This is a genomic window from Fictibacillus phosphorivorans (assembly GCF_001619875.1).
Taxonomy (GTDB): Bacteria; Bacillota; Bacilli; order Bacillales; family Fictibacillaceae; genus Fictibacillus; species Fictibacillus phosphorivorans_B.
This window is the reverse complement of sequence record NZ_LRFC01000034.1, coordinates 85070-110724: the sequence shown is the minus strand read 5'-3', so window position 1 is coordinate 110724 and position 25655 is coordinate 85070. Positions and strand designations below refer to the sequence as shown.

Annotated in this window: 28 protein-coding genes and 1 riboswitch; of the genes, 10 read left to right on the top strand and 18 right to left on the bottom strand. The window is 40.0% G+C overall.

The genetic code is table 11. The annotated features are described in order from the left end of the window. Window positions 1–83 precede the first annotated feature (83 nt). Window positions 84–1184: a PRK06851 family protein gene (locus tag AWM68_RS14215; protein ID WP_066243051.1), complete on the top strand. Its 1101-nt coding sequence runs from the start codon at window positions 84–86 to the stop codon at window positions 1182–1184. A gap of 83 nt (window positions 1185–1267) precedes the next feature. Continuing rightward, window positions 1268–1714 (top strand): SgcJ/EcaC family oxidoreductase, encoded by a 447-nt coding sequence (locus AWM68_RS14210; protein ID WP_066243048.1) that lies wholly within the window; start codon window positions 1268–1270, stop codon window positions 1712–1714. A 53-nt stretch (window positions 1715–1767) separates the two neighbouring features. Here AWM68_RS14210 and AWM68_RS14205 read toward each other — a convergent pair whose 3' ends face one another. The 5 genes from AWM68_RS14205 to recQ form a co-directional block, all read right to left on the bottom strand. Continuing rightward, window positions 1768–1956: a hypothetical protein gene (locus tag AWM68_RS14205; protein ID WP_066243047.1), complete on the bottom strand. Its 189-nt coding sequence runs from the start codon at window positions 1954–1956 to the stop codon at window positions 1768–1770. 201 nt (window positions 1957–2157) lie between these two features. Next, complete coding sequence (locus tag AWM68_RS14200) at window positions 2158–2994, bottom strand: 1,4-dihydroxy-6-naphthoate synthase (RefSeq protein ID WP_066243385.1); 837 nt, start codon at window positions 2992–2994, stop codon at window positions 2158–2160. 5 nt (window positions 2995–2999) lie between these two features. Then, entirely contained in the window at window positions 3000–3656 is a 657-nt protein-coding gene (locus tag AWM68_RS14195) for a futalosine hydrolase (RefSeq protein ID WP_066243046.1), read from the bottom strand. 24 nt (window positions 3657–3680) lie between these two features. Further along, on the bottom strand, window positions 3681–4877 hold the full coding sequence (locus tag AWM68_RS14190) for a class I SAM-dependent rRNA methyltransferase (RefSeq protein WP_066243044.1): 1197 nt from the start codon (window positions 4875–4877) through the stop codon (window positions 3681–3683). Next, window positions 4874–7015, bottom strand: a complete 2142-nt coding sequence (recQ, locus tag AWM68_RS14185) for a DNA helicase RecQ (RefSeq protein WP_156488413.1) — start codon at window positions 7013–7015, stop codon at window positions 4874–4876. Before recQ ends, AWM68_RS14190 begins: the two co-directional genes overlap by 4 nt. Window positions 7016–7181: 166 nt before the next feature. Between recQ and AWM68_RS14180 the strand changes: the two genes are divergently transcribed. From AWM68_RS14180 to AWM68_RS14160, 5 genes are all read left to right on the top strand, one after another. Next, entirely contained in the window at window positions 7182–7529 is a 348-nt protein-coding gene (locus AWM68_RS14180) for an ASCH domain-containing protein (protein WP_066243042.1), read from the top strand. Window positions 7530–7540: 11 nt separating this feature from the next. Then, entirely contained in the window at window positions 7541–7984 is a 444-nt protein-coding gene (locus tag AWM68_RS14175) for a hypothetical protein (RefSeq protein ID WP_066243039.1), read from the top strand. Window positions 7985–8308: 324 nt separating this feature from the next. Next, window positions 8309–8740: a hypothetical protein gene (locus AWM68_RS14170; protein WP_066243037.1), complete on the top strand. Its 432-nt coding sequence runs from the start codon at window positions 8309–8311 to the stop codon at window positions 8738–8740. A 410-nt stretch (window positions 8741–9150) separates the two neighbouring features. Next, window positions 9151–9351 (top strand): DUF3311 domain-containing protein, encoded by a 201-nt coding sequence (locus AWM68_RS14165; protein WP_082820717.1) that lies wholly within the window; start codon window positions 9151–9153, stop codon window positions 9349–9351. Continuing rightward, window positions 9352–10854 (top strand): sodium:solute symporter family protein, encoded by a 1503-nt coding sequence (locus AWM68_RS14160; protein WP_066243030.1) that lies wholly within the window; start codon window positions 9352–9354, stop codon window positions 10852–10854. It abuts the gene before it with no gap. Window positions 10855–10899: 45 nt separating this feature from the next. Here the strand turns inward: AWM68_RS14160 and AWM68_RS14155 are convergent, their stop codons facing one another. Both AWM68_RS14155 and AWM68_RS14150 read right to left on the bottom strand, forming a co-directional pair. Further along, the gene (locus AWM68_RS14155) at window positions 10900–11343 is read right to left on the bottom strand and encodes a hypothetical protein (RefSeq protein WP_066243028.1); all 444 of its coding nucleotides are present in this window, start codon (window positions 11341–11343) and stop codon (window positions 10900–10902) included. A 12-nt stretch (window positions 11344–11355) separates the two neighbouring features. Continuing rightward, on the bottom strand, window positions 11356–11793 hold the full coding sequence (locus AWM68_RS14150; protein WP_066243027.1) for a LytTR family DNA-binding domain-containing protein: 438 nt from the start codon (window positions 11791–11793) through the stop codon (window positions 11356–11358). Between the two features lie 199 nt (window positions 11794–11992). On the opposite strand from AWM68_RS14150, the gene AWM68_RS14145 reads away from it, so the two are divergent. Both AWM68_RS14145 and AWM68_RS14140 read left to right on the top strand, forming a co-directional pair. Beyond that, on the top strand, window positions 11993–12742 hold the full coding sequence (locus AWM68_RS14145) for a ferritin-like domain-containing protein (RefSeq protein WP_197468181.1): 750 nt from the start codon (window positions 11993–11995) through the stop codon (window positions 12740–12742). Between the two features lie 12 nt (window positions 12743–12754). Then, complete coding sequence (locus tag AWM68_RS14140; RefSeq protein ID WP_066243025.1) at window positions 12755–13426, top strand: peroxiredoxin; 672 nt, start codon at window positions 12755–12757, stop codon at window positions 13424–13426. A 311-nt stretch (window positions 13427–13737) separates the two neighbouring features. Here AWM68_RS14140 and AWM68_RS14135 read toward each other — a convergent pair whose 3' ends face one another. Beyond that, on the bottom strand, window positions 13738–14103 hold the full coding sequence (locus AWM68_RS14135) for a YbaN family protein (protein ID WP_066243019.1): 366 nt from the start codon (window positions 14101–14103) through the stop codon (window positions 13738–13740). Between the two features lie 27 nt (window positions 14104–14130). Further along, on the bottom strand, window positions 14131–14604 hold the full coding sequence (locus AWM68_RS14130; RefSeq protein WP_066243017.1) for an acyl-CoA thioesterase: 474 nt from the start codon (window positions 14602–14604) through the stop codon (window positions 14131–14133). A 182-nt stretch (window positions 14605–14786) separates the two neighbouring features. Next, window positions 14787–14966, bottom strand: a riboswitch (cobalamin riboswitch). Between the two features lie 127 nt (window positions 14967–15093). Here AWM68_RS14130 and AWM68_RS14125 point away from each other — a divergent pair. Further along, complete coding sequence (locus AWM68_RS14125) at window positions 15094–16227, top strand: MGDG synthase family glycosyltransferase (RefSeq protein WP_066243015.1); 1134 nt, start codon at window positions 15094–15096, stop codon at window positions 16225–16227. 127 nt (window positions 16228–16354) lie between these two features. Here AWM68_RS14125 and AWM68_RS14120 read toward each other — a convergent pair whose 3' ends face one another. The 9 genes from AWM68_RS14120 to AWM68_RS14085 form a co-directional block, all read right to left on the bottom strand. After that, window positions 16355–16567, bottom strand: coding sequence for a hypothetical protein (locus AWM68_RS14120; protein ID WP_066243012.1), 213 nt, complete (start codon window positions 16565–16567; stop codon window positions 16355–16357). A 108-nt stretch (window positions 16568–16675) separates the two neighbouring features. Then, the gene (locus AWM68_RS14115; RefSeq protein WP_066243009.1) at window positions 16676–18043 is read right to left on the bottom strand and encodes a GH1 family beta-glucosidase; all 1368 of its coding nucleotides are present in this window, start codon (window positions 18041–18043) and stop codon (window positions 16676–16678) included. Window positions 18044–18058: 15 nt separating this feature from the next. Continuing rightward, entirely contained in the window at window positions 18059–18835 is a 777-nt protein-coding gene (locus AWM68_RS14110; protein ID WP_066243373.1) for a carbohydrate ABC transporter permease, read from the bottom strand. Window positions 18836–18964: 129 nt separating this feature from the next. After that, window positions 18965–19522 carry a carbohydrate ABC transporter permease gene (locus AWM68_RS21905; protein WP_231868438.1) on the bottom strand — a complete coding sequence of 186 codons (558 nt, stop codon included), beginning with the start codon at window positions 19520–19522 and terminating at the stop codon, window positions 18965–18967. A 5-nt stretch (window positions 19523–19527) separates the two neighbouring features. Beyond that, a complete protein-coding gene (locus AWM68_RS21900; RefSeq protein WP_231868433.1) occupies window positions 19528–19863 on the bottom strand; it encodes a carbohydrate ABC transporter permease in 336 nt (111 codons plus the stop codon). 70 nt (window positions 19864–19933) lie between these two features. Continuing rightward, window positions 19934–21244: an ABC transporter substrate-binding protein gene (locus AWM68_RS14100; protein WP_066243007.1), complete on the bottom strand. Its 1311-nt coding sequence runs from the start codon at window positions 21242–21244 to the stop codon at window positions 19934–19936. Window positions 21245–21350: 106 nt separating this feature from the next. After that, on the bottom strand, window positions 21351–22361 hold the full coding sequence (locus AWM68_RS14095; protein ID WP_066243003.1) for a LacI family DNA-binding transcriptional regulator: 1011 nt from the start codon (window positions 22359–22361) through the stop codon (window positions 21351–21353). 125 nt (window positions 22362–22486) lie between these two features. Further along, window positions 22487–23731: a helix-turn-helix domain-containing protein gene (locus tag AWM68_RS14090; RefSeq protein WP_066243000.1), complete on the bottom strand. Its 1245-nt coding sequence runs from the start codon at window positions 23729–23731 to the stop codon at window positions 22487–22489. Window positions 23732–23880: 149 nt separating this feature from the next. Then, window positions 23881–25626: a M4 family metallopeptidase gene (locus tag AWM68_RS14085; RefSeq protein ID WP_066242997.1), complete on the bottom strand. Its 1746-nt coding sequence runs from the start codon at window positions 25624–25626 to the stop codon at window positions 23881–23883. Between the last annotated feature and the right edge of the window lie 29 nt (window positions 25627–25655).

Below are 25655 nucleotides of genomic sequence, written 5' to 3'. Positions count from 1 at the left end.
TTTTTAGGCTATCACCTATTCATTCCTCCTTACATACCATGCAAATAGAAACACAACTACACATAAGAGGAGTGTTTTGAACATTGACTGGAAAAATTCTAAACTATTATGCTGGCGGCAATACGGCAAGAGGTTTTCACAACCTATTTTCATCCAATATTAGTGGTCTTGATCGTCTTTTTATCCTTAAAGGCGGCCCTGGCACAGGAAAATCTACATTAATGAAATCAATCGGTAAAAAGTGGAATGAAGAGGGCTATGATGTTGAATACATTCATTGCGCTTCTGACAACGGGTCGATCGACGGGGTGATCCTTCGCGAACTTAGTATTGGAATCGTCGATGGTACCGCACCACATGTTATTGAACCAAAAGCTCCGGGCGCTATTGAAGAATACGTTAACTTAGGAGAGGCATGGGATTCTAAGAAGCTTGCAAAAAGTAAAAATGAAATTCTTAAGCTGTCTGAGTCGATCTCTGCTGATTTCCAAAAAGCATACGAAACCTTCCATGAAGCACTCCTCATTCATGATGAATGGGAAGAAATTTATATTATGAACATGGATTACAACAAAGCTAACAAACTTACCGATGAATTGATGCATCTGTTTTTTTCTAAAAAAGTAAATAAACAAGCAAACGTGTATCACCGTTTCCTAGGAGCTGCTACCCCTAAGGGAGCTGTAGACTTTGTTCCTAACTTAACAGAGGGATTGAATAAACGGTACCTTATTAAGGGCCGGCCGGGGTCAGGTAAATCCACATTATTAAAGAAATTAGCAGCCAATGCTGAGGCTTCAGGATATGATGTGGAGATATATCATTGCGGATTCGATCCTAATAGTCTCGACATGATTATTGTAAGAGAGTTAGGTTTTGCGATTTTTGACAGCACTGCACCTCACGAATATTTTCCTGAACGTCCAGGAGATTCAATTGTTGATATGTATGAAAAAACGATTAAACGGGGTACAGATGAAAAATATTTTGATAGTCTTAAAGAGATCAGCGGCCGTTATTCACAGAAAATGAAAGAAGCGATAAGCTTTTTAGCAGCTGCAAAAGATAACCATGATGATCTCGAGAAAATTTATATTGCAGCTATGAATTTTTCAATATTAGACGCCATCCAAACTAGGCTTGACCAAGAAATCGAACGGCTAGTTGCTGCCAAGCAAAAATAACCTTTACATTCAGTCGCCATTTTTGTGGTGGCTGTTTTTTTGTTATGATGAAATAAAACTATTTTACATATGGGGGACTGGCGATGACGAATGAGGCAACAAATGCCGTTCAAAATTTGTATCAACAATTTTTGAACGCATGGAATGAGCGAAATGCACGCGGTATGGCTGATTATTTTACAGAAGACGGTGAGATGATCGGCTATGATGGAAGCCAGGCATTCGGTCCTGAAGAGATCTATTCACACTTGGAGCCGATTTTCAGCAGCTTCCCTACCCCTCCTTATTACGCGAAGGTAAAAAATGTATCTTTCTTAAGCGAAGATGCCGTAATTCTTCGGGCAATCGCAGGAATGATTCCAGTAGGAAAAACCGAACTTTCTCCTGAGCTGAATACGCATCATACCGTTGTTGCCGTTAAGAAAGAAACCGATTGGTTCATTAAGCTCTTTCAAAACACGCCTGCACAATTTCATGGACGTCCTGAGCTTGTGGAGAAGTTTACTGCTGAACTTAAAGAATTGCTTTGAAATATAAGGAAAACAACACCCGCTAACCTTTTAGCGGGTGTTGTTGTATCCATTTATTTTCTTAATATATCCCTGAGCCCTTTGTAAATTAATACGGCTCCAAATACAAGAACAGTTAGGATTGCGATAATTTTAACTGCTGGACCAAACGCAGCTAAAAATGTACCGCCTAGTGGAAGTGCAAGCAGAAAATAACCAGCTAATAAAGCCCCAATGAGTGTTAATACATTCGTATTAGACATATTGCGCCTCCTTATAACAGAATTTTCTTCTCGTTATAAGGTATGCGCTTTTACAGTGAGTGGTTAATGCCGGTTTTTTAAATAATCTGTCCAATCTAGGAGTTAATCTGTCCAATGTTCACTGTAATTTGTCGGATTCACATGATAATTTGTCCGATGTCCCTAATAATTTGTCCAATCTAGGGATTAATTTGTCCAATCTTATTTCAGCAACTCCGTATAATCCTTCTTAGGCACAATGCCTTCTTCTCCTGCACGGTTCAGCAAGGTCGTGATTGCCTCAAAGCCTTTATCACCTAGATCTGCAGTAAAATCATTTACATAAAGATCGATGTGGGATTTCGCTACGTCTTCCGATAGCTCGCTCGCGTGCTGCATCACATAATCTCTAGATGCTTCGGGATTACGCCACGCATACTCTACCGATTTTCGGATCCACTCAGTAATAGACTCTAAATCTAGTGATCGGCGTGCGATGATTGCTCCTAACGGGATTGGCAGACCTGTATCTTCTTCCCACCAGCTTCCCATGTCAGCTAACAGGTTCAGTCCATAATTTTGATACGTAAAACGTGCTTCGTGGATCACAAGTCCTGCGTCAATACGGCCTTCTTTTACAGCAGGCATGATCTCGTTAAAAGGCATTACGATGATCTCGCCTACTCCGCCTGGCACATTTTGAGCCGCCCATAAACGGAACAGCATGTACGCTGTAGAACGTTCACTCGGAACAGCTACTTTTGCTCCAGATAGCATATCAGGCGTAACATCACCTGGCTCATTCACAAGAACCAAAGGACCACAACCTCGACCTAAGGCACCGCCACATGGAATTAGAGCATATTTGTCTAGTACGTACGGCAGCGCTGCATAGGAAATCTTCAATAGATCAAGCTGGTCTGATTCAGCAGCTAACTCGTTCGTGATATTAATGTCTGCATATGTAACATTTAATTCAGGAGCCCCAGGAATGAGGCCATGAACCAATGCATGAAAAACAAACGTGTCGTTCGGACAAGGTGAAAAAGCAATACTCATTTTACTCATAACAAAACCTCCGCGATAACTTTACTGGCTCTCTCTAGTGTATCGAACGCTTCCCTCATACGCCAAGCAGAACGATCTCGCGGACCGATTGGATTTGAAATGGATCGGATTTCGAGTACAGGTTTTCCGAACTCTTGCGCGGCCAATGCGACCCCGTATCCTTCCATCGCTTCTGCCACTGCATTCGGCTCGCGTCTAAGGAGCTCTGCGGTCGTTTCGGATGTACCCGTCACCGTTGACAACGTAAGAACATTACCAAGTTGAACGGCTGCTCCTGCTAGTTTTAATGACGCTAATAAATGCAGCGCCATTTCACTATCCGCTTTTATTCGAGTAGAAGCACCAAAACCGAGTTCGTCAAGCGTAATAAACCCATCAGGAGATTCGGCTCCAAGATCAGCCGATACCATCTCATCGGCAATTACGAGTGAACCAACTTCCGCTCTACCACGGAATCCACCCGCGATTCCCATATTTATTACGAAGTCATAGTCATTAGACAGCAGCGCTTTTGTTGTTTGAATGCCCGCTAAAATGGGACCGACACCTGCTAGGACTACATCAAATCTCGCATCTGTTCCCAGCCCTCTTAAAATGGCGTCTTTTTCTGCTGCAACAGAAGTCATAATGAGTATTCGGCGATCGTTATTCATCAATCGTTTGATCTCCTTTCGCCTCTAACTTAACTTTTGGATGAACACAACTTTTAAGTAATTTCCTTCTTTAAACTCTTTATGCGTTTTAAAGTCTTGCGGAAGCTTGAATTCTTCTAAAATTTTATACGTGCCCTCTGTTTGCTTAAAAGCTGCAGAGATCATCTCTTTAAATCTCTTCATACCAAACGTGGCACAGTTAGAAGACGCCACAATTACCCCGTTATTCTCAGTGATCTGAATTGCTTGTGCCAACAGCTCTGGATAATCCTTTCCTGCACTGAAAGTATGTTTCTTAGAACGGGCAAAACTAGGCGGATCCAAAATAACTAGATCAAACGACAACTGCTTACGAACGGCATATTTAAAATAATTAAATACGTCTTCTACAATAATATCGTGATCCTCATAATTCAGACCGTTTACGCTGAATTGTTCCTGCGTTTTGCTGCGGCTTCTGTTGGCAAGGTCAACGCTCGTCGTTTTAACAGCACCGCCGAGCGCAGCAGCAACAGAAAAAGCACCCGTATAAGAGAAAGTATTTAACACTGTTTTTCCTTTTGCATATTGATCACGAATGGTCTTTCGAACATCACGCTGATCCAGGAAAACACCCACCATTGCGCCTTCATTTAGGTATACCGCAAAGTGAATATTATTTTCTCGTACGATTAACGGGCTTGGTGCGCGTTCACCTTCAACAAAATCGTCGTCCTCAATATATTTTCCTTTTACCGCAAAACGTTTTTTCTCGTAGATGCCCTTTACTTTTACAAGCTCTTTAAGAGAGGCAACAACTTCATCTTTAAATGTATAGACGCCTTCGCTATACCAAGTTAAACAATAGTATCCATTGTAATGATCGATCGTCAGTCCACCGATTCCGTCTCCCTCTCCATTAAATACACGAAAAGCAGTTGTTTCGTAATTTCCGTAAAGCTCTTGTCGATAATCGATGGCCTTTTTCAGCTTCTTTTCAAAAAAGTTCTGATCGATCAGTTCTTGAGCGTTTTGTGTCAGAACCCATCCACGGCCTTTATTTTGCTTGCCATAATACCCTTTTCCGAGGAAGGTATTCTTTTCATCAAAAAGTTCTATAATGGTTCCCTCTTCTTTTACGCTGCTAATATTTTGTACAGCATCCTCTGTAATGAGCGGATAGCCTGTTTTAAGACCCTTTACATACGAAGGTTTTACTTTTAATCGGACATTCTTCTTCATGATTTCACCTGTTTCTTCATTTCGTTTTGCAGCAAGTACACTTTAATCATAAAGTAACTTACCTCTTCAGGAAGCATTTCTTTTATAGGCTTTAACTTTTCTCCGCCAGCTTGTTGAACGGCTTGTTCTATTTCTGAGACATATTCATCTGGAATCAGATCTTCCGTTTGAATGGCCATCCCTTCTTGCATACATTGTACGAAGTGATTTTCTACCGTACTCACTGCTAATTTACGTTGGTCCGCTATTTCTTCGATTGACTTTCCTTCCTTATAAAAGGTATATGTTTCTAGATGAGAGTCTGGGGTCGCCTTTTTAGCAGGAACTTTCTCGCCCGCATTTTTTCTTCGATCTGGGTTCTCAGCCAAATAGTCAGAGATGGCAGAGATAAACCGCTCTCCATACTTCTCTAACTTACTTTTACCAACACCTGTTACATTTAAAAACTCATCTCTCGTTTCAGGCAGTTTCACACACATATCTTTTAGAGCCGTATCCGCAAAGATAACGAATGGCGGAACATTTTCTTGTTCAGCAATCACCTTCCGTACGTTTCGAAGCTCTTCAAATAACGGATCATCCACCGCGACTTGTTTTGTTACGACCGCTTCTTTACGCATAATCTGTTCCTTGCCCATCAGTATTTCTTTTCCCTTTTCTTTTACGTATAGAGTCGGGAATGTACCATGTTCAACGGCAATGACCTCTTGTGAAATAAAAAATTCAATAAGATCCGTTACTTCTTTAATGCTTTTTTCCTTCATCATGCCGTAAGTCGGAAGCTTTTGAAACCCGAAATCTAGCACTTTTTTATTTTTAGATCCTGTCAACACCTGAGCAATCAATGTTTTGCCAAATCTCTTCTGCCCCATCCTTACGATGCATGAAAGAACGATTTGCGCTTCTCGTGTCACATCAATACTTTCACGCGCATCTGTACAGTTGCCGCAGCGGCCGCATGGCGGTATTTCTTCATCACTAAAATAACGGACGATCGACTGCTGCAAACAGCTTTCTGTATAACAGTAGTCAACCATTAGCTGAAGCTTTTCAAGTTCTTGTGCCATTCGTTCTTGTTCACTGGACTGATCGATCAGGAACCGCTGCACCTGTACGTCTTGAGAAGAATACAGCAGAATACACTCACTCGGCAGTCCATCACGCCCTGCACGTCCTGCTTCTTGATAATAGCTTTCCATATTTTTCGGTAGCTGAAAGTGAATCACATAACGGATGTTGGATTTGTCGATCCCCATTCCAAACGCTGAGGTTGCCACCATAACAGACGATTCATCTTGCAGAAACTGCTCCTGCTGTTCCATCCGTTCTTGGTCCATCATACCTGCATGATAGCGTGAAACGTTGATACCACTCTTTTTCAGATTTTCATAGAGCTGGTCCACTGTCTTTCGTGTTGCCGCATAAATAATACCGGCTTCTTTTTCGTTCTTTTTAATAAAATCCTTTAAGTACGAAAGCCGGTCTTGTCCCTTAATAACAGAGAATGATAGGTTTTCCCGTTCAAATCCGGTTAACACCGTTTTGTTTTCATCAATATCAAGCGACCAGCAAATATCCTGACGAACTCTAGGTGTTGCTGTAGCCGTTAATGCTAAAACGACTGGACGGTTAGGCAGGTTGCCGATCATACGCTGAATACGCTGATAGCTCGGCCTAAAATCATGTCCCCATTGCGAGATACAGTGTGCTTCATCTACAGCAACTAAAGGAATATCAATTTGTCTTAAATGATCCATGAAGTCATAGGATTCTAACCGTTCTGGCGCGATATACAACAGCTTATATTCTCCGCGCTTCGCCTTTTCAATTGTGTCTCTCGTTTCTCTCGCAGTCAGCGAACTGTTGATAAAAGCTGCGGAAACATCTAGTTGAAGCAATGTATCTACTTGGTCTTTCATTAATGAGATTAAGGGTGAGATGACAATCGTTGTCCCTTCAAAAACGAGTGCAGGAATTTGGTAACAGATCGACTTCCCTCCGCCTGTCGGCATGACACACAGGGTATCTTCACCTGAGAGAACCGATTGGATTGCTTGTTCCTGTCCTGTCCGAAAAGAAGAATAACCGTAATGAAACTCTAACAATTGTTTTGCTTTTTCTATTAAAACTTGTGTCAAAACGTTTGTGGCCTCCCTCACGTTTCGTTATCTCTTGATTATAAAGGTACGCTCTCCACATAGCAAAGACACATCTTACCGTTTTGTTTTGCTAAAAAGTAGACAGACTTATTCATGAAGTGTGATACATTAGGAAATGGAGAAAATAGAAAAGGAGTTTTTACATATGACAACTCATGAAAACAACAATTTGCCGCCAAAAACATGTTCCATTGAAAGACTCGTAACGATGCCTGAGGACGTTACAAAAGTAATCGCAGGCAAGAAAACCGCAACACGCCGTAACGGACGATATGCAGATGTTGGCGAGATTATGGAGTTAGAAGGTCATCAGTTTGTAGTGAACAATGTATACCGTCAATCACTTGGTGAACTAACAGATGAACACGCTCAGCATGAAGGATTCGAATCTGTAGAAGCGTATAAAAACGCTATTCTTTCATATCATCCAGGTATGCCGTGGCTGCCGCATATGCAAGTTTGGGTTCACGAGTTCAGTCCTGTTAAAGGCTAATAAGTAACACAATGGATTTCTTGTATCGTGTTTTATTGTATATCCATATTTTAAGCGTCATCATTTCAATCGGACCTTTTTTTATCCTTTTTCCATTGATAAAAAAACTGCGAACGGCTGCAGGTAATGAGATGAACGCTCACCTTAGCACCTTTCGTTTTGTCGTTTGGCTTGCAAAACATGCGGGTCACGTTTTAGTGTTTTCAGGCGTTCTTCTCGTTCTATCTGGACCGTGGACGTGGGATACACCGTGGATCCTAATAACATTGATTATCCTTTTCTGCTCATTGTTCTTTTTGGCGCGTGCTTTTTCGCCTACCCTTCGCAAGTTTAATGAGGATGGGATGGATAAGGATGTGCTGTCAGATAAGCTGCAGCGAGCCGTATGGATTTATATTGCATTGTTGATGATTATGCTGTGGTTTATGGTAGTTAAACCATACTTATGGTGGTGAGATTGATATTTTGGAAGCTAGCCTTTATTGAGTGGGCTGGCTTTTTGTCGTTTGGTAGTTTGGCAGAGGTTTTGTCCTTCCCAGGTGGACAAAAAAATACCACTCAGAAAAAAATGTGGATTGAAGCCTAAAACTCGTGGATTAAAGTCCAAAACTTGTGGATTGAACCTGCTTTTTTCTGGATTGAAGGCTGATATTTATGGAATGGTTTGTTTTCATGTCCTGCAGACAAGGAATTTGAGGGCAAGTAAAGATGAAAAACACACTCCTCTGTAGAATATATTGAGTCATAAGCTACATTCTAAGGATTGGAGGCACATAAGCATGAATCTGCACCCTATTACGGTCATTGAAATCACTTTTACCATGCTTTTTATCAGTGCACTTTTCGCTACGGCTTTTTTCATTCCCAAAAAGAAAAGAAAACTTGGTTTTTATACAGCTGGCATTCTTACATCGCTCGTTCTTGTCTTTTTTATGATCCGGCCGCTCTGGATTCATTATCAGGTTTCCATAAAAAAAGAACAGCTCACTCATTATTTAACGAATCAATACCCCGGTGAAGAGTGGAATATCACTCAAAACATCGGCCGGCAATATAACCCATACATTTTTCTAGTAGAGTTTCAGAATGAAAAAGGATGGAACTATCACTATTATGTTAAAGATGCCTTACACATTACACAAAATGGACTCAGCACCCCTGATGGTGTTGACCATATAGAAGGTAAACATTATCAACCAGAAGATTGGTAACAAACAAAATAGAAAGTAGATGCTCATTTCACAACGAAATGAGCTCTTTTTTATTGAGGCGGAGGGTATTGGGGTACCAAAGTTATGTCGAGCAATGTCGACTCGCCGATATATGCCTAAAACTCGCCGGATTATAGCTAAAACTCGCTGGATTAACATCAAAATTTCTAGGATTATTTCATAAATTTCCTGAATTAACCACCTGGGTACCCCTCCCCGTATAAATTAAAACTCGTTTCATCAAGCGAAACTGCCCCAATTTGTCTTCAGATCACTTGTAAACCCTTTCATTTTCAAATAATATTAAATATTTTAAAAATTTATTTAATTACCCTTGTCCCGCTCATTTTAAGCTGTTATGATTGTGAACATTATACTTCTACAAACACCACAGAAGGGACAAATGCATCATGAAGAAATTATTAATGATTTTATTCATTTCTGCTCCATTTATCGCGCAGCTGGTCGTTTTACCGTTTGCTAATAGGATCGACCCTATTGTTCTAGGACTTCCGTTTCTTCAGTTTTGGCTGTTTTTATGGATTGTTTTAACTCCTTTATTCACCTTTGGCATCTATCTACTACAGAAATCACAGGGAGGCTTGGACTAAATGCAGCAGGGTAATCTTACAGCACTGTCTATCACAATATTTATTATCTTAACGGTCGTTTTAATTGGGTTTCTTGCAGGCAGAGACAAAGCTACCCGCAGCTCGGTTGAGGAATGGTCTGTCGGTGGAAGACGTTTTGGCGGTTTGCTAGTCTGGTTTCTTGTCGGGGCCGACCTTTACACGGCTTATACATTCCTTGGATTAACGAGCACCGCATATACAGCGGGAAGTCTCGCATTCTTTGCGATTCCCTATTCTGTTCTTGCTTATTTTATTTCGTATTTTTTCCTTCCGAAACTATGGAAAGTGGCAAATGAACATAAACTTACGACACTAGCAGATTATGCACGTGAGCGTTTTGATTCAAAGCTTCTTTCTTCTTTGATCGCAATCGTCGGCGTACTTATGCTTATTCCCTATATCTGTTTGCAGCTAAGCGGTATTCAAGATACGCTTCAAGTTGCAGGGACAGGTTTTATCAATGTAAAAGTAGTCGTAATCACTTCGTTCTTGCTCGTTGCTCTTTATACATTTTTCAGTGGTATCAAAGGACCAACCTATACAGCAATCATTAAAGATGTACTCGTTTGGGCGATCATGCTGTTTATGGTTGTATCCTTACCAATCATGCACTTTGGCGGCTGGAACCCGATGGTCGATAAGATCGTCAATGAAGCACCTCAGCTTCTAACGATTCCAACTGAAGGACCAAAAGGTATACCATGGTTCATTACAGCAGCTTTCGTTTCATCACTCGCTCTCTTTATGTGGGCACATGCGGCGACTGGCGTTTTCACAGCGAAAAGTGCTGATGCCATTCGAAAAAATGCACTGTTTCTGCCGCTCTATAATATCGTTTTAATCCTTGTTGTTTTCTTAGGTTTTATCGCATTCTTAGTTTTGCCGAACGGTACAGATCCGCGCTTTGCATTGCTCGCACTCATTCAAACGTCTTACGGCGGTATTGGCCAAGGTTTAGCGTACTCGACGATTGCTCTTGCATCACTCATCCCATGTTCCATCATGGCAATCGGTGCCTCAAACCTTTTCGCTAACAACATTTACCGTGATCTGATCAATCCAAAAGTAAAAGGTGCAAAACTTACGATGATCACACGTGGCATGGTGTTTGTTGTCATTGGTCTCGCTTTATTATTTGGACTTGTGTTTCCGCAGGCTCTCGTATCTTTGCAGTTGCTTGGCGTATCCGGAATGGTACAGATCTTCCCAGCAATCGTGATCAGCTTGTTTTGGAGAAACCAATCAAGAGAAGCGACAATCATCGGTTTGCTTGTTGGACTAGCTGTTACGTTTACGGTATATTCAACAGGAACTTCGCTAGGAATCTATGAAGGTTTCTGGGGATTAATGGCTAACTTTGCTGCTGTTGCGGTATTAAATCCGCTGTTTGTAAAAAAAGCAAAGTCATCTACAAATGCTGTAAAGAATTATCTCTTTGAAGAAAAAGCGAAAAAAGTGGATGTGTTGCGTAAAGGCGCTTAAATACACAAGAGGATGACCATTTGCGGTCATCCTCTTATCTTTTTTCTAACGCCCTTGATTTTGCTCTTTAAATTTAAGCATCTTTTGATTGAATTTCATACCAAGTACTTTAAAGTAGATCGAAAACCCAAAGATCGCGCCAACATAGATGACATGATACAGAATCAACATGTTATAAAAAGTATCTGATCCTACGCTAAACCATTGAAACACTTGTGACATGCCGAGTAACACGATGCCAAGCAAAATGTATTGGATACATACTTTAGCCAGCCCTGACAGCTTGATTGTACTTTCCTCATTCCAAAACAAATACTGAAACACTGTAACAAGAATACTTAAGAAGAAGATCTGCACGATGAGTTCAAATGAAATCTCCCCCACTCCCATCATATAACCAAAAACAACATATATAATGATCCCAGCTGAAAAAAACAAGCTCATCATCATTTTAAAGTCGACTATAAACGCCATAGCTCTTTTCCACATTTTAGTTCCTCCTTAAAATCCTAATTTTTCTTTCAACCTGGCCACGTATTGCCTCGAAACAATCATATTCTCCCCGTTCTCAAGCATCACTTCTACCTTGCCTCCGAATCGTGGTGTGATGGTTCTGACTTTGTCCAAATTAATGATTGTCGATTTAGTTGCCCTAAAAAGGTGACCATCACCGAACATTTCTTCTACCTGATAAAGCCTCATTGAAACCTCATAAACACGCTCTTTTGTATAAGCAAAATTCTTCTTATCGACAGATTCAAAGTAATAGATATCATCTGGCAAAAGCAAATAGGTTTTCCCATTTATGAAGCCCATTACCTTGCGTTCAAACGACCTAAGTGATGTTAAAATTTTGATTACTTCCTCATTCATCTCTTTACATCTCAGAACAACTTCAAGCTCCTGTATATCGTCACTTTCTATGATCGTGATCTTCATCCTCTGCCCTCCCTCAGCTAATTTTCACCTTGTGGATTCAGTATATGTCAGCAAATACCACCCGTAAATCTCTTAACAACTAAGCTGCGTTTTTCCATTACTAAGTTGCATGATCCGAAGCTGAATATATTGGAACAAACAACAAATGTTGGGCATTTGCATAGACTATGGCGAATTTAATTTTTTGGAGGGTATACAAATGAGCTATATGAATCCAGAACAGCAACAACAGCAAGGTGCCAGTCAGCAGCAAGCTCTGCAACTATCCTTACAGCTAATAAAAGAAGCCGTTGCAGGCGAAAGAGAAGATCAGCTGTTTTATGAATATTTAATTTCACAAGCACCTACTAATGAAGAGAAATTAATTATTGCATCTATTCGTGATGATGAGAAAAGGCACAACAAGCTTTTCAAAATGATTTATAAAGATATTACAGGTCAAGAAGTGCCACCTGCCAATGGAGAAGAGTTTCAAAAGCCAAAATCGTATAAAGACGGACTTGTGAAAGCGCTTTTTGGAGAACTTCGAGCTGTGGAAAAGTACCGTGTGATTAGGCAAGGACTTCCTAATCAATATTATCGGGACATTCTGTTTAATATTATTACAGACGAAATTAAGCACAGTTCAAAATACAACTACTTATATACCTTGAACAGTCAGCCGGCTTCATCTCGTCTTCCTCAATTGGACAGCGCACCTCAGACTCAAACACAAAGCACCCCTGATCAATGGGTGACCTATATTGATCCTCTTGTAAAAAGAGCTTTAAAAGAAACAGAAGAGGGCATCAACCTTACTCACTTGTATCAGGAGTTTATTTTATCTGGTGTGTTGGTCGGCCAAGGGTTTACACCAGAACAAGCCATTCAGCAAGTGGAAGAGTGGGAGAAAACGGGAGAGTCTCAGTTGTTGAAAAAGAGCAAGATGATGGGAAACCAGCAAAGATAAGGGAGGCGAGAAATGGAGGCTGCACAAGCATTTACAAAGCCTTTTATTGGAGATCAATTTCCGGAGACGGCGGTTCATACCACCCTTGGGGAACTTGTCCTCCCAACAAGTTATCAAGGTCATTGGTTTGTCCTCTTTAGCCATCCGGGTGACTTTACTCCCGTATGTACGACAGAGTTTGTCGCGTTTCAAAAACGTATGCCAGAGTTTAAGACGCTTAACACGTACTTAATTGGTTTATCTGTAGAGCAGGTGTACTCTCACCTTAAGTGGATTGAGTGGATTCAGCAAAATTTAAAAGTTGAGATCACCTTTCCTATTATTGCAGATAGTCTTGGACACTTGGCAATGAGGCTTGGGATGATTCACCCAACGATGGGTACTCGCACCGTCCGAAGTGTTTATATCGTGGACACTACCGGAAAAATCAGGTTGATTCTTACCTATCCGGAGAATGTCGGTCGTAACATTGATGAGATCTTGCGAGCGGTTAAGGCTTTGCAGACCGCTGATAGCAATCAGGCGGCAACACCTGCAAACTGGCCAAAAAATGAACTGATCGGAGACCGGATTATTATTCCAGCACCTAAAACCGTTCAAGAAGCCAAAAAGCGTGCAGATCAAGCCCAATCTGGAGAAATTCAGTGCTACGATTGGTGGCTATGTTCAAAACCTTTATCATAGAGAGAGAATGACTTATGAAGGTGTGAGGAAAAGCCTTTGTGAGTCATTTTTAATTGGCGGGCGAGGCTAACGTGAATATAATAAAATTAACGTGAAATTATGACGATTATCGTGAAATTATTCCATTTAATGTGAAATTATTAAAATTAATGTGAATATATTTTGGGCTGTCTTTTATAGGCAAACAGTACTCCCTAACGTCCTTTCTAGAAACACAGATAATCTTTATTCTACCTCTGCCACCGTAATTCTCATTAAAAAAGAGCCCCGGTCCCAATAATGATGCTACTATTGGGCCAGACTCATTAACTTTAAGCCGTTTTAATTTTAAAAATAAAATAATAATACTTATACAAGACAATAAGGACCAAAAGAACTCTTACCACTGTACTCTCTGCCATTATAAAGGAAATGGCGATCATGGTGTCTGAAAACAGGTTAATCATGATCTTTTTTCTTAGCGTTAAAGAGCGTTCTTTAATAAACTCCTCGAGGTGCTGTTTATATATAGCAGTTCCTTTAAACCATACTTCAAATTTCTTAGACCCCTTTACAAAGAAATACGATGCAAGCAGCAGAAATGGTGTTGTTGGGATTAATGGCAAAACAATGCCTACCATTCCTAAACTAAGGAAAAAGAATCCCAATATCACAAATATCATATTCTTCACTTTCATTGGAATCCTCTCTCTCTTAGGCGTTTTTTATGAGTTTACGTTCTTGTATAACAGACGCCGTTCCTTTCTTAATCGAGCACTGTCAAAAAAGGCAGCCTCTTCTTCTGTTTCGGGTATCACGCTGGGTACGGGCGATGGCTTTCCATCCTGATTAATTGCTACCATTGTTAGAATAGACGTTGTGTTTAACGTTCTGTTTCCCGTCTCTAAATTTTGGCACTCTACTTTTACGTACACTTCCATTGATGTTCTTCCTGTTGAGATCACAACACCCTCTAAAATGAGGATGTCGCCAACTTTAGCTGACGATAAAAAGTTTACATTATCAATAGATGCTGTCACAACCACTTTCTTGCTATGCTTCATGGCTGTAATGGCTGCGATCTCATCAATATAGGATAAAACTGTACCGCCAAAGATGGTTCCCATATGATTGGTATCCGGGGGTAAAACCAATTTTGTTTGAATCGTTCGTGAAACGTTTGCTGACAACTGCTCCATTCCATTCCTCTTTTCTGGAGTTTGAAGACTCCTGTTTTAGTAGAGGGAGTTGGTCGACGTATAGCAAGGAACAAATAAAAAATCCATCACCAAGGATGGATGAATACGCAGCATAATAAACAGACTACCAAATAAAATCTATTAGAATACCCTGCGTCTTATCTTCCCAACTCCCGAAGAAGATCAACGACATAATCACGGCAGGTCTCCTGACTCGTGCCTTATGCCTACTCTAAGCCCTTCCCATCGTTAGACAGTGGATTTGCTTATTTCGTCAGCACTTACAGTTGCGGGAACAGTTCTGGATTCACACCAGATTCCCTATTAAGTCTGCAACAGACACCGTGATTACTGGATCTTATTAAATTATGAACCTACCTTATTGTATCATGAATCATTTTTACTTTTTACAAAACATTCTTATCTCCTTCATATTGCGTTTAAAATCCCCTGTTATCCTTATTTCAAAAGACTGGGGAGGTTTTCTGATTGATACGTCCAACAGCATTAATCCTTACAGCAAACTATGGAAGCGGGCATGTTCAGGTCGCAAATGTTCTCGCTGAAGAGCTTAAGAATAAAGGGTACGAACCGATCATTTCAGATTTATTTGGAGAGGCTCATCCCATTATGGCTCAGATTACACAGTCCCTTTTTATCAAAAGCTTCTCTCATGGCTCTTCTTTTTATAAATGGTTCTATTATGGAACCAATAAACTGAACGCAACGACAATTACCCAGTTTTCTCGTTACTTAGGCCGTAAGCGGTTCATTGAACTTATCGAGAAACATCACCCGCGTTTTGTAATAACGACTTTCCCGCTTCATGCTGCTCCCTTTTTACTTAAGAGATCACGATATAACATCCCTATTTATACTGTCATTACGGATTATTTCGCCCACCCTTTTTGGATTAATCCTGCGATCGACCACTATTTTGTCGCGTCTGAATCGGTAAAAAAAGGCTTGATGAAACATCATGTGGATGAAAATAAAATTACGGTAAGCGGCATTCCCATTCGCTCAAATTTTTATCACTCTTTCAATAAAATGAAATTGCATGCTAAATATGGAGTTACACCAAACACCCGTGTTGTAACGATTTTGGCTGGTACTCACGGTGTTCTAAAAAACGTGAAAGTTCTTGCACAGCATTTGCTTAAGAACCCTTCCCTTCGCGTAATCGTAGTTTGCGGCAAGAACAAAGTACTATATGAGAAGTTAAAACCGCTCGTCTTGATGTATCCAGGATCTTTCCGATTATTCGGCTATGTCAAAGAGATTCATGAAATCTTAAGTATCTCTCATTGTCTTGTTACAAAACCTGGAGGGATTACGATCACTGAGGCTGCTGCTGTTAAAGTCCCTCTTATCCTTTATAAACCAGTCCCAGGACAAGAAGGTGAGAACGCAAAGTATTTTGAAGAAAAAGGAGCGGCATTCGTTGCCCACTCCGCAGATGAAATTGCGGAAAGTGTCCAGAAGTTATTTAACAATGAAGCATTGTTTAAGAGCATGAAGACATGTTTACAACTCATTCATCATTCACGTTCTTCTGCATTAATCGCTGAACACGCCATTCATGACGTGCTATGTCTCGCTCAAGTTACAGTTACGCAGTAAAAACCATGTCCTCTATTCTGGCGCGCAGCTGCACCTATATTACGTGCCTTTCGTGCTAATTAAGCGGTTAGAGGGTAACAAAAAAGGCCAGATCCGCATATAACCTGCGTATCTGGCCTTTACCATATTACTCTTCCTTGGCACCGTCTTCTGCAATCGCTCTAAGGTCAGCGTAGAAGAAGTCATCATTACATAAAGGTGAATGTTCGTTTTCCGTTTTGTATTTTTCAACAATTTCATTTAGTTCACCAGCATCGCCTTTTGCATTTATGATTTCAACAAGCTCATTCAACCCCGCTGATGTTTCTTGATCTATTCTTTCTTCTTTATCGCCCTTCATCAAAATCCCTCCTATGTTTATTTATCTTCCCCACACAGGAAAATTTTACACAAAAAGCCCCTAACCAAAGTCAGAGGCTTAACGATATACATAAATTTTATTTAGGAATTAGCTAACCGTTACAGCATCGGTATCTTTATTGCTGTTAAGGTTGCCTCTGTTTTTAACAATCTCGGCATATCGATACGCACTGTCTTTCCAGATTCTCTCCTGCGTATCAAAGTCTACGTAGATGATTCCAAAGCGCTTGTCATAACCGAAGCTCCACTCGAAATTGTCCATTAGTGACCATAAGTAATAGCCTTCGATATGCATACCTTCTTCGTTTAGGTCCGAAACAGCATGAAGGTGCTTCTCGATATAATCTACACGGCCTTTATCATGCACTCTTCCATTCACAAGTGTATCATCAAAAGCTGCACCGTTTTCAGTGATATAAATAGGAAGATCCGTATATTCTTGGCGAAGTCTTCTGATCAGATCTTTAAATTCTTCCGGTGCGATATCCCAGCCCATGCCTGTCTTTTCATAATCAGAATGAGCGCCTTTATGCAGAAAGTCATTTGCTGCTGAAAATTCCACATAGCCTCGGCTGTAATAGTTAATGCCAAAGAAGTCACAAGCCGTAGAGATGATTTCCATGTCACCATTTTGAATAAAGTCATAGGAGTGAACGTATTTAGAAAATAAATTCATCATGTCTACAGGATATGTACCTTTAAATACAGGATCTAAAAACCATCTGTTTGAGTAGCCGTCTGCATTATTCGCAGCCAGCTGATCGTTTGCTGACTCTGTCTTCGCATACATCGGCGATAGATTCAGCGTGATTCCGATCGGCGTTTTTGAACGCATTTCATTCTTTAGCCACTGAACCGCCTTTCCGTGTGAAAGAAGCATGTGGTGAACCGCTCGAACGGCTTCATCCATGTTTGTATGGCCAGGGGCATGGAATCCTTGATGATAGCCTAAGAATCCAGCACACCAAGGTTCATTATGTGTGATCCAGGAGTCCACTTCAGCATCAAGCTCTTGAAAGCACACTTTTGCTAATTCCATGAACCATTCTACAGATTCACGGTTCACCCATCCGCCTTCCTCATGAGCCCATAGAGGAAGGTCCCAGTGATAAAGAGTAATGGCAGGTTTGATTCCTTCTTCATGCAAACGCTGCGTTAACTTTTTATAAAATGCCATTCCCTCTGGATTGTACACTCCCTTTTCAGGAAAAATACGCGGCCAGGAAACAGAGAAGCGGTATGTTTCTACGCCAAGTTTCTTGATCTGCTGAATATCTTCTTCAAAGCGGTGGTAGTGATCACATGCTACGCTTCCGTTATGCTGTTTGTATACTTTACCTGGTACATCACAGAACGTATCCCAGATTGAAAAAGTTCTGCCTCCTTCAGTACGAGCTCCCTCAATCTGATATGACGATGTAGCTGTTCCAAAAACGAATGAATCTTTAAAATGCATAGTTGTCTCTCTCCTCTATTCTTTGATAGATCCTGCTGAAATGCTGTTGACGATATATTTTGATAAAAACAGAAAAGCAATCATGATTGGTACGACCGAAATGGCAATCCCTAAATACATGGATCCAAGGTTTTGAGCGACTTGTGACCCTTTTAAGAATCCCATCAATACTGGTAATGTAAACTTTTCCGGTGAAAATAGAACAACCAATGGCAAGATGTAATTGTTCCATGAACCAATAAAAGTGAAGATCGACATCGTTGCGATCGCCGGCATCATGATGGGAATTGCAATCGTATGAAAGATCTTAAATTCGCTTGCGCCATCAATTCGTGCTGCTTCAATCAAACTCGGATGAAGTGTTGTTGTAATGTACTGACGAAGAAAGAACACGACAAAAGGACTGGCTACTGCTGGTACGATTAACGGAATATACGTATCAAGAATCCCTAGATTTTTACTTAACTCATAAAAACCGATCAGTCCAAGCTGTCCAGGGACCATCATCATTACGAGCATGAAAATAAACATCGCATTCTTGCCTTTGAAAATATAAAAAGCAAAGCCATAAGCCGTTAGTGCTGAAAAGTATCCAGACAATAACGTAACGAGTACAGAAATGATCAAGCTATTCTTAAAACCTGCCCAAATATTGATATAGCTCATCATCGTTTGATAGTTTTCAACCAGCGAACTTCCTGGTATTAAAGTAAAGCCGGATAAAATCGCCTCATTTGAGCGAGTCGCATTGACAAGCATCATTAAGAACGGAATGAAGCAAACAATGGCCATCACACTAAGAACGATGTAGAGGATGAGTTTCGGTATGCTTATTTTGGATTTCAGTTTAATTTCAGTTACACTCTTTTTTTTCACTTCGTTAGAAAAGGTTTTGTCTACCACCGTTTTTCCTATCATGCTTTACACCTGCCTTGGTTGTTTACGTTCTTTCCCATACATCCCCTTAAAAATGAATGCAGAGAATATGAGAGTAATAACAAATAGGCCATACGCTACAGCAGCAGCATATCCATAGTTGTTATATTTGAAGGCTTGATTGTATAAATAGAGCACCATCGTATTAAGCGATCCGTCAGGTGATCCTATTCCATCTGTTAATAGCATTGGAAGATCAAACAATTGAAGACCTCCAATAAGCGAGGTAATCATGATATAAAGCAGGATAGGCTTTAATAGCGGAATCGTAATCTTTGTAAACGTCTGCCACCGATTCGCCCCATCTATTAAGGCTGCTTCGTAATAGTCTTTGGATATACCCGATACCCCTGCCATTACAACAATAAATGAGTGGCCAAACCACATCCACGTCAAGATAAGCGATACTGATAGCTGAGAGCTCGTTGGTTCATTCAGCCAGTTGATCGGATCTGAAATAATACCGAGTTTCAACAGCATCATGTTAAGTGAACCATGCTGCCAATCTAGTAATATACCAAATAATAAAGCTACCGAACTAATTGTAATTAAATTGGGAAGATAAAAGATGGATCTGAAAATGCTATACCTTTTAGCTTCAACCTCATATCTGAGAAAATCATGGACAGTATAAGAGCAAGGCCGATTTGAAGAGCAAAGTTGACACCCCAGATTTTCCACGTATTAAAGAATGCTTCTACAAAATACGTATCTGTAAGCAGTCGTTTATAGTTAGCGAGTCCTACAATTTGGGCGTCACCGCTGCCTGAATAATTCGTAAAGCTGTAATAAAACGTTAACGCGACTGGATATATGCTAAACACTAAGAAGATGATCCAAAATGGGGCAATAAAATAATAGCCGTATCTGTTTAGATTCTTCATCTCCCTCCCCCTTTCAATAATAGTGCGGTGGCAGAGTGTTTTTCCGCCACTCGCACGTTATCATTTTTCCTTACTTCTTAGGCACTTTTAAATCCGGATAAGCATTTTGCGCTTTTTGATAGAATTCTTTAATCGCTGCATCCTTTGATTTCTTACCTGTTACATACTGTTGAACAGCATTTCCATAAAGCGTATCTAACTGCTGATCATACTTTGTTACAATTCCAGGAGTAATCTCTTTTGACTGCTCCAAGAAGAATTGGTAGTTGTTTTGTCCACCTAAGAACTTATCGCTAAAGTCATCTTTAATCGCATTTGTAACAGGAAGGTAAGATAATACGTCCCCCGTTTCTTTACTCCAAGACGTTAAGAATTCATCGTCTTGTGTCATCATTTTTACAAATTTATAAGCAAGTTCTTTATTATCAGACTTGTTGTAGACACCAAGCCACGTTCCACCCCAGAAATATGGTGTCGGACCGCTTGTTACAGCCCAGTCGCCAACAGATTCTTTAACATTTGTTTTTAAAACGCTATGAAGTCCCCATGTAGGAAGAACATAAGAGAACACTTGAGTTTCTTTTTCTTTTCCACCCTCTTTTACCTTAACCGGCTTATCCATTCCTTCGAACCATGATGGAGACCACTCAGGAGCAAGAGCTGTGTAGCTGTTATCACGAAGCTTTTTAGAATAATCCATGTACTCGATCTTTTCGTCAGTTAGCTGCAATTCATTCTTATCGTTCACCCATGGCTGTGGATTATCACCTTGTGCAAACCAGCGGATCGATCCTTCATCAGGGAACATGCTATAGCCTTTTTCTTTCATTTTTTTAGCTACTTCAAATACTTTATCCATAGAGTTCATCATTTCCCCAACTTGTGCTGGATCGTCTGTACCTAGTACTTCTTTCGCAATGCTGCGCTTATAATAGATTCCTCCTGGAGTTGTTTGCCAAGAAAGTGCACGAACATCGCCTTCTTTATCTTTTCCTAGATCAAATACATATGGTACGTATTTATCTGATAACTCATCTGCGTTATACGGCTTTTCTGATAAGTTCTCCCAATAACCCGCATCAACCCATTGTTTCAAAAAGGCAATCTCACCTGTGAATACGTCAGGTGCACCAACTCCACTTTCCAAAACTGGCTTTAACTTAGTTGGATAGTCTGCGATTGGCACAATCGTTAGTTCTACTTTTACGCCATTTTTTTCTTCAAATGTTTTAATTGGTTTCTTAAGCTCATCTGTAAATGACCAAATTCTAAGATCTACATTTTTCTTAGAATCTCCTGTTGCGCTTTGGTCACTTGAACAACCTGCAAATAACCCTGCTACAAGCATTAAAGCTAAAAACATGCTTAATCTCTTTTTCATTACAATACCCCTTCCCCTTACTTAGTTTTTATTTTAACGAAAGCGGTTTCGTTTAAATTCAAAAAAATATTCGAAACCGGTTTCGAAAAGCCCTAAAAAAATTTTTTTATTTTTTTTGAGAACATGAGTCTCTAATAATAAGTTCTACTGGAATCCTTTCAGATCTTACTAGTTTTTTCTTTTGAGTAATTTGTTCCATTAACAATTTTGCTGCTTGATACCCAATAAGATCAGTGTCTTGCTTGATCGTGGTTAGTTTAGGAGTAATGTATGCCGCCATTTCAATATCATCATAGCCGATGATTGAAATATCTTCAGGCACTCTTAAGCCATTCTCCTTTATAACTTCGATCGCCCCGATCGCCATATGGTCTCCTGCAACAAAGACAGCTGTTGGAACATCATCTAGAGATAGAAGTTTTCCCATGGCTACCCTACCTTCATTTATGGAAAACAACCCGCCATTCATTAGATAACCTTCAGGAATTGGCAGCTTCAAATCATTCATTGCCTTTGTGTATCCCTTAATTCTTTCTGCACCAGCATCAGTTGAAGCATCACCAGCTATGTGTGCAATTTTTGTATGTCCCAGTGAATGCAAATAGTTAACTGCCAGCTTTCCGCCTTCAATATTATCTGAATACACAAGACTGCAGTTTTGATTATTCATATCTATAACAACAATAGGAATAGTGCTGTTAATCATCTCTTGTACTTGGGGATCTTTTGGGTCAGAACAAATCACTACGATTCCATCCACAGCTCGATAAGAAAAGTGTTCTAAGTAGCTAATATCTCGATTACGCAGATTTCGGGAAGCAAAAATTAAATCATAGCCTTCCCGTTCAGCTTGTTTTCTGAAACTCTCAATTATTGCACTAAAGAACGGATGCTTCATTCCGACTTCATTGTCTTCAGAGAACATAACACCGATTGTCCAAGACTTTTTCGTTGATAGAGATTGAGCATGAGCATTTGGCAAATAGCCCATTTCTTCAACTGCCTGTAAAATCTTCTGTTTCGTCTTTTCACTAACATCTGAGTAATTATTAAGTGCTTTAGAGACAGTAGTGGTAGAAAAACCCGTCTTTTTTGCAATGTCATAAATTGTAGCCATTAGTTATCTCCTCTATCGAAAGCGCTTTCGTTATTAGAAATTATACTCCTCCAAATGGTAAGTTTCAATATTAAATTTTCAGTTTTTTATATACAAAAAAGACAGGAAGCATTTACTCCCTATCTTTATGACTCACGATTGATAAACAAGCTTGAAATCTTTACAGCTTTTTCATACTGCATCGTGTCAGCGTAATGATGATATAACTCTTTCCCAAACCTTTCGACTCTACTAAATTGATTTTGAGATTGAAAAAATGGCAATGCTTTGTTTTCTATGTAATCAAAATACGATTTCATTTCCTTCTTAATTATATATAGATGCAGTTGAAATAAGTGGAGATATAAATTGTGCTTAAGTGTTTTGGCAGCAGTTAACCCTTCTTCCGCACTTTTTAATTGTTGTTTTTGTGTTTGCAATTCCCCATCGATGCTGTTATCGAGAAAATTATATAGACGATTTAAGTAAATGGCCGTTTTCTTGTCAGCCATCTTTAATGCCTTATGATAATAGATATGAGCATTCTTATAATCTTTTCGTTTAAAATATTCTAGTCCAAGATTATGTAGCAGCATTCCGATAATACCGATTTCGTTTAAGGTTTCGCTGTCTTGTATTAATTGATGATATCGATTTATTTTTTGTTCAAAATCATGAATGGTGGCACTTTCAATCTGAAGCAGCATTACCGATTCTGCTTGAATCGCTCTAGAAAAATTATTGTTATTCTTAAAATAGTCCACTGCTCTTTTGGCATAAATATGTGCCATCGTTTTCGATTCTACCCATTGATAGGCCATTGCCAAGTGGTAACAGCACTCTTCATTCTTATAAACGTCCATGTTGATCTTGGATAAAATCTCTGCAGCTTTTTTACGATTTTCTAAAAGGAAACTGTTGTATATCTGTAAGTAATAAATACCTGTTATATGCTTATGCATGTTTTCCTCGTAAGGATTCAGGTGTTCTTTATTTAATTTATTAATGATATTCAGTGCTTTTGGGTTATCTTTTTTCAATAGATAATATCGGGCCAAGACCAATTGATAGAGAACCGCATGTTTTGAAGATTGAATGATTGGAAATTGATCCAATTCGTTTTTCGTTTTCTCTACCTCTTTCATCCTTTGCATAATGATTGAATGATGCCACTGGTGGAGTTTCTTTTCCATGCTTTGAAAGAACTCAATCTCCTTATGTATATCTATATCCAGACGCTCTGAAAATAACGCAATAATTTCAGTTGAGTACTTTGTCTGCCCCCGCTCAATTTTACTGACATGTGTTGTTGTACAAATGTCTTTTCCGAGTTGTTCTTGAGAAAGTCCTCTTTTTTTACGATAAAATTTAATAATTTCTCCCTCAACCATACATGTCTCTCCTCATGAACAAATACTTTATGAATAAAACTTCTTTATTCACGGGACTTCTTCCTTCTAGACACTTATTTTTAAGACTTCCTGCCTAAAAAATTTCCATAAAAAATCCACGAAAGATATACTTTCGTGGATTAGGTAGATTATTGACCTGATACACCAATTGCATCATATGCTGCGATAACGGCCTTCGTTTCGTTTGAAGGAACACCGTTACGATCTGGATAAAGATCACGTGCTGATTGGATCGCTGCAGCACGCATCTCCTTAAATCCTGATGACGGTACAAGGTAGTTTGTTAATGCACGGTAATAGATTTTCTCTGTTTTTGAACGTGTGATTCCTGTTACTTTAACTCCATGATGTTCTCCGCCCTCTGAGATCAGATAAGCCGCTTTGTTATTGATGGAGCTGTTTATATGAACACCGCCTTTGTCCAACTCACCTAAGTAACGGTCTTCATAATGATCTGGATACGCATTATCTTTTAAGCCGTAAACTGCGGAAAGCTTCTTGGATTTCGGATTGCTCATTGAACGAAGTCCGCCGTCACCTGGGACGTTTGGTGTGAAAATATCTTCGCCCATTTCCCATTCAGATGGACTTGTTAGACCATTAGAATGCATCTCAGACAGAGCACCAAAGATATCTGCTAGAGATTCATTGATTGCCCCCGATTCTCCTTGGTAAGTTAAGTTGGCCGTCTTGGAGATCACACCGTGTGTCATCTCATGCCCCGCAACGTCCATTGCTCCTGCTAGTGAGCTGAAGAGAATACCATCCCCATCTCCGTAAAGCATCTGCTTTCCGTTCCAAGCCGCATTGTTCCATTTTGAACCAATGTGAACCGTACTAATGATCGGCATTCCTTTTCCATCAATACTGTTACGCTTATGGATACTTTGGTAATAATTATTTACTTTGATTGAGTTGGTATGTGCAGAGACCGCCGCAGGATCAGCAAAGAAAGTGTTTCCTGTCTCTACTTCAAATCCTGAAAGTCCAAAGAGTCCTGATAAAAGAATGAAGGCTGTTTCACCCATACGGTTCGCTTTGTACGTATGAACCGGTACGATGTTCGGATTCGTTGTAGTTCCACCTGCAATTGCTGCACCATGAAGGTAGCTTTTCCCTGACACATTGTCTTTTACAGCAATGAAGTTTTGAACTTTTCCGAATACATCTAAGCCTCTGCCTGTAATAGGTGTAACCGATGGTGCATCCGCTTCATGAACTGCGTTGAACTGTTCAATGATCTCACCAGTAGTTGCATCAATAAAATAATGATAGTAGCCTGGGGCAGGAACAGAAGTTGATACTTTTACTAAATACGTTAAGTAGTTTCTTCCTTCATGCGGGTAGATTGTTAGTTCTGTTTCTACTCCGTCATAATTCTTAACTTCTCCTATTTGCGATACCACTTGCTCTTTAGCTGTTATTTCTGCGTCTTCTTTTGTAATAGAGGGCTCAGTTGGAATAATGGATCTAGTTAAAGTTTGAGTTACCTTACCAAAAGAAGCATACACGTTGTTATCCGCATCAAGAGCGACAGCTTGACCACTGCCATAGATTGGGATGCCATTATACTGCTCAACAGTACGCACGTGGTATGTATTTGTCGCACTATCTGCAAATTCACTTACAATCTTAAACTGTTCACCAATGGTAGATGCTGATCTTGCTCCGACCTCTGAAACCACCTGTGACTGCAAATAAGCTTTCACTACCTCAGCTTTACTTAATCCTTCAGGTGCTTGGTATAACACAGTTGACGTGTTTGCATATGCTTGGGATCCAGGCAACGAAAACCCACCAAGTGTAACCGATAAAGCTAGAACTGCTGGAATGACCACTTTCTTGTTTAAGCGATTTTGTTTTTTCTTTTTCAATCCATTCACCTCTTCTTCATAATGTGCTT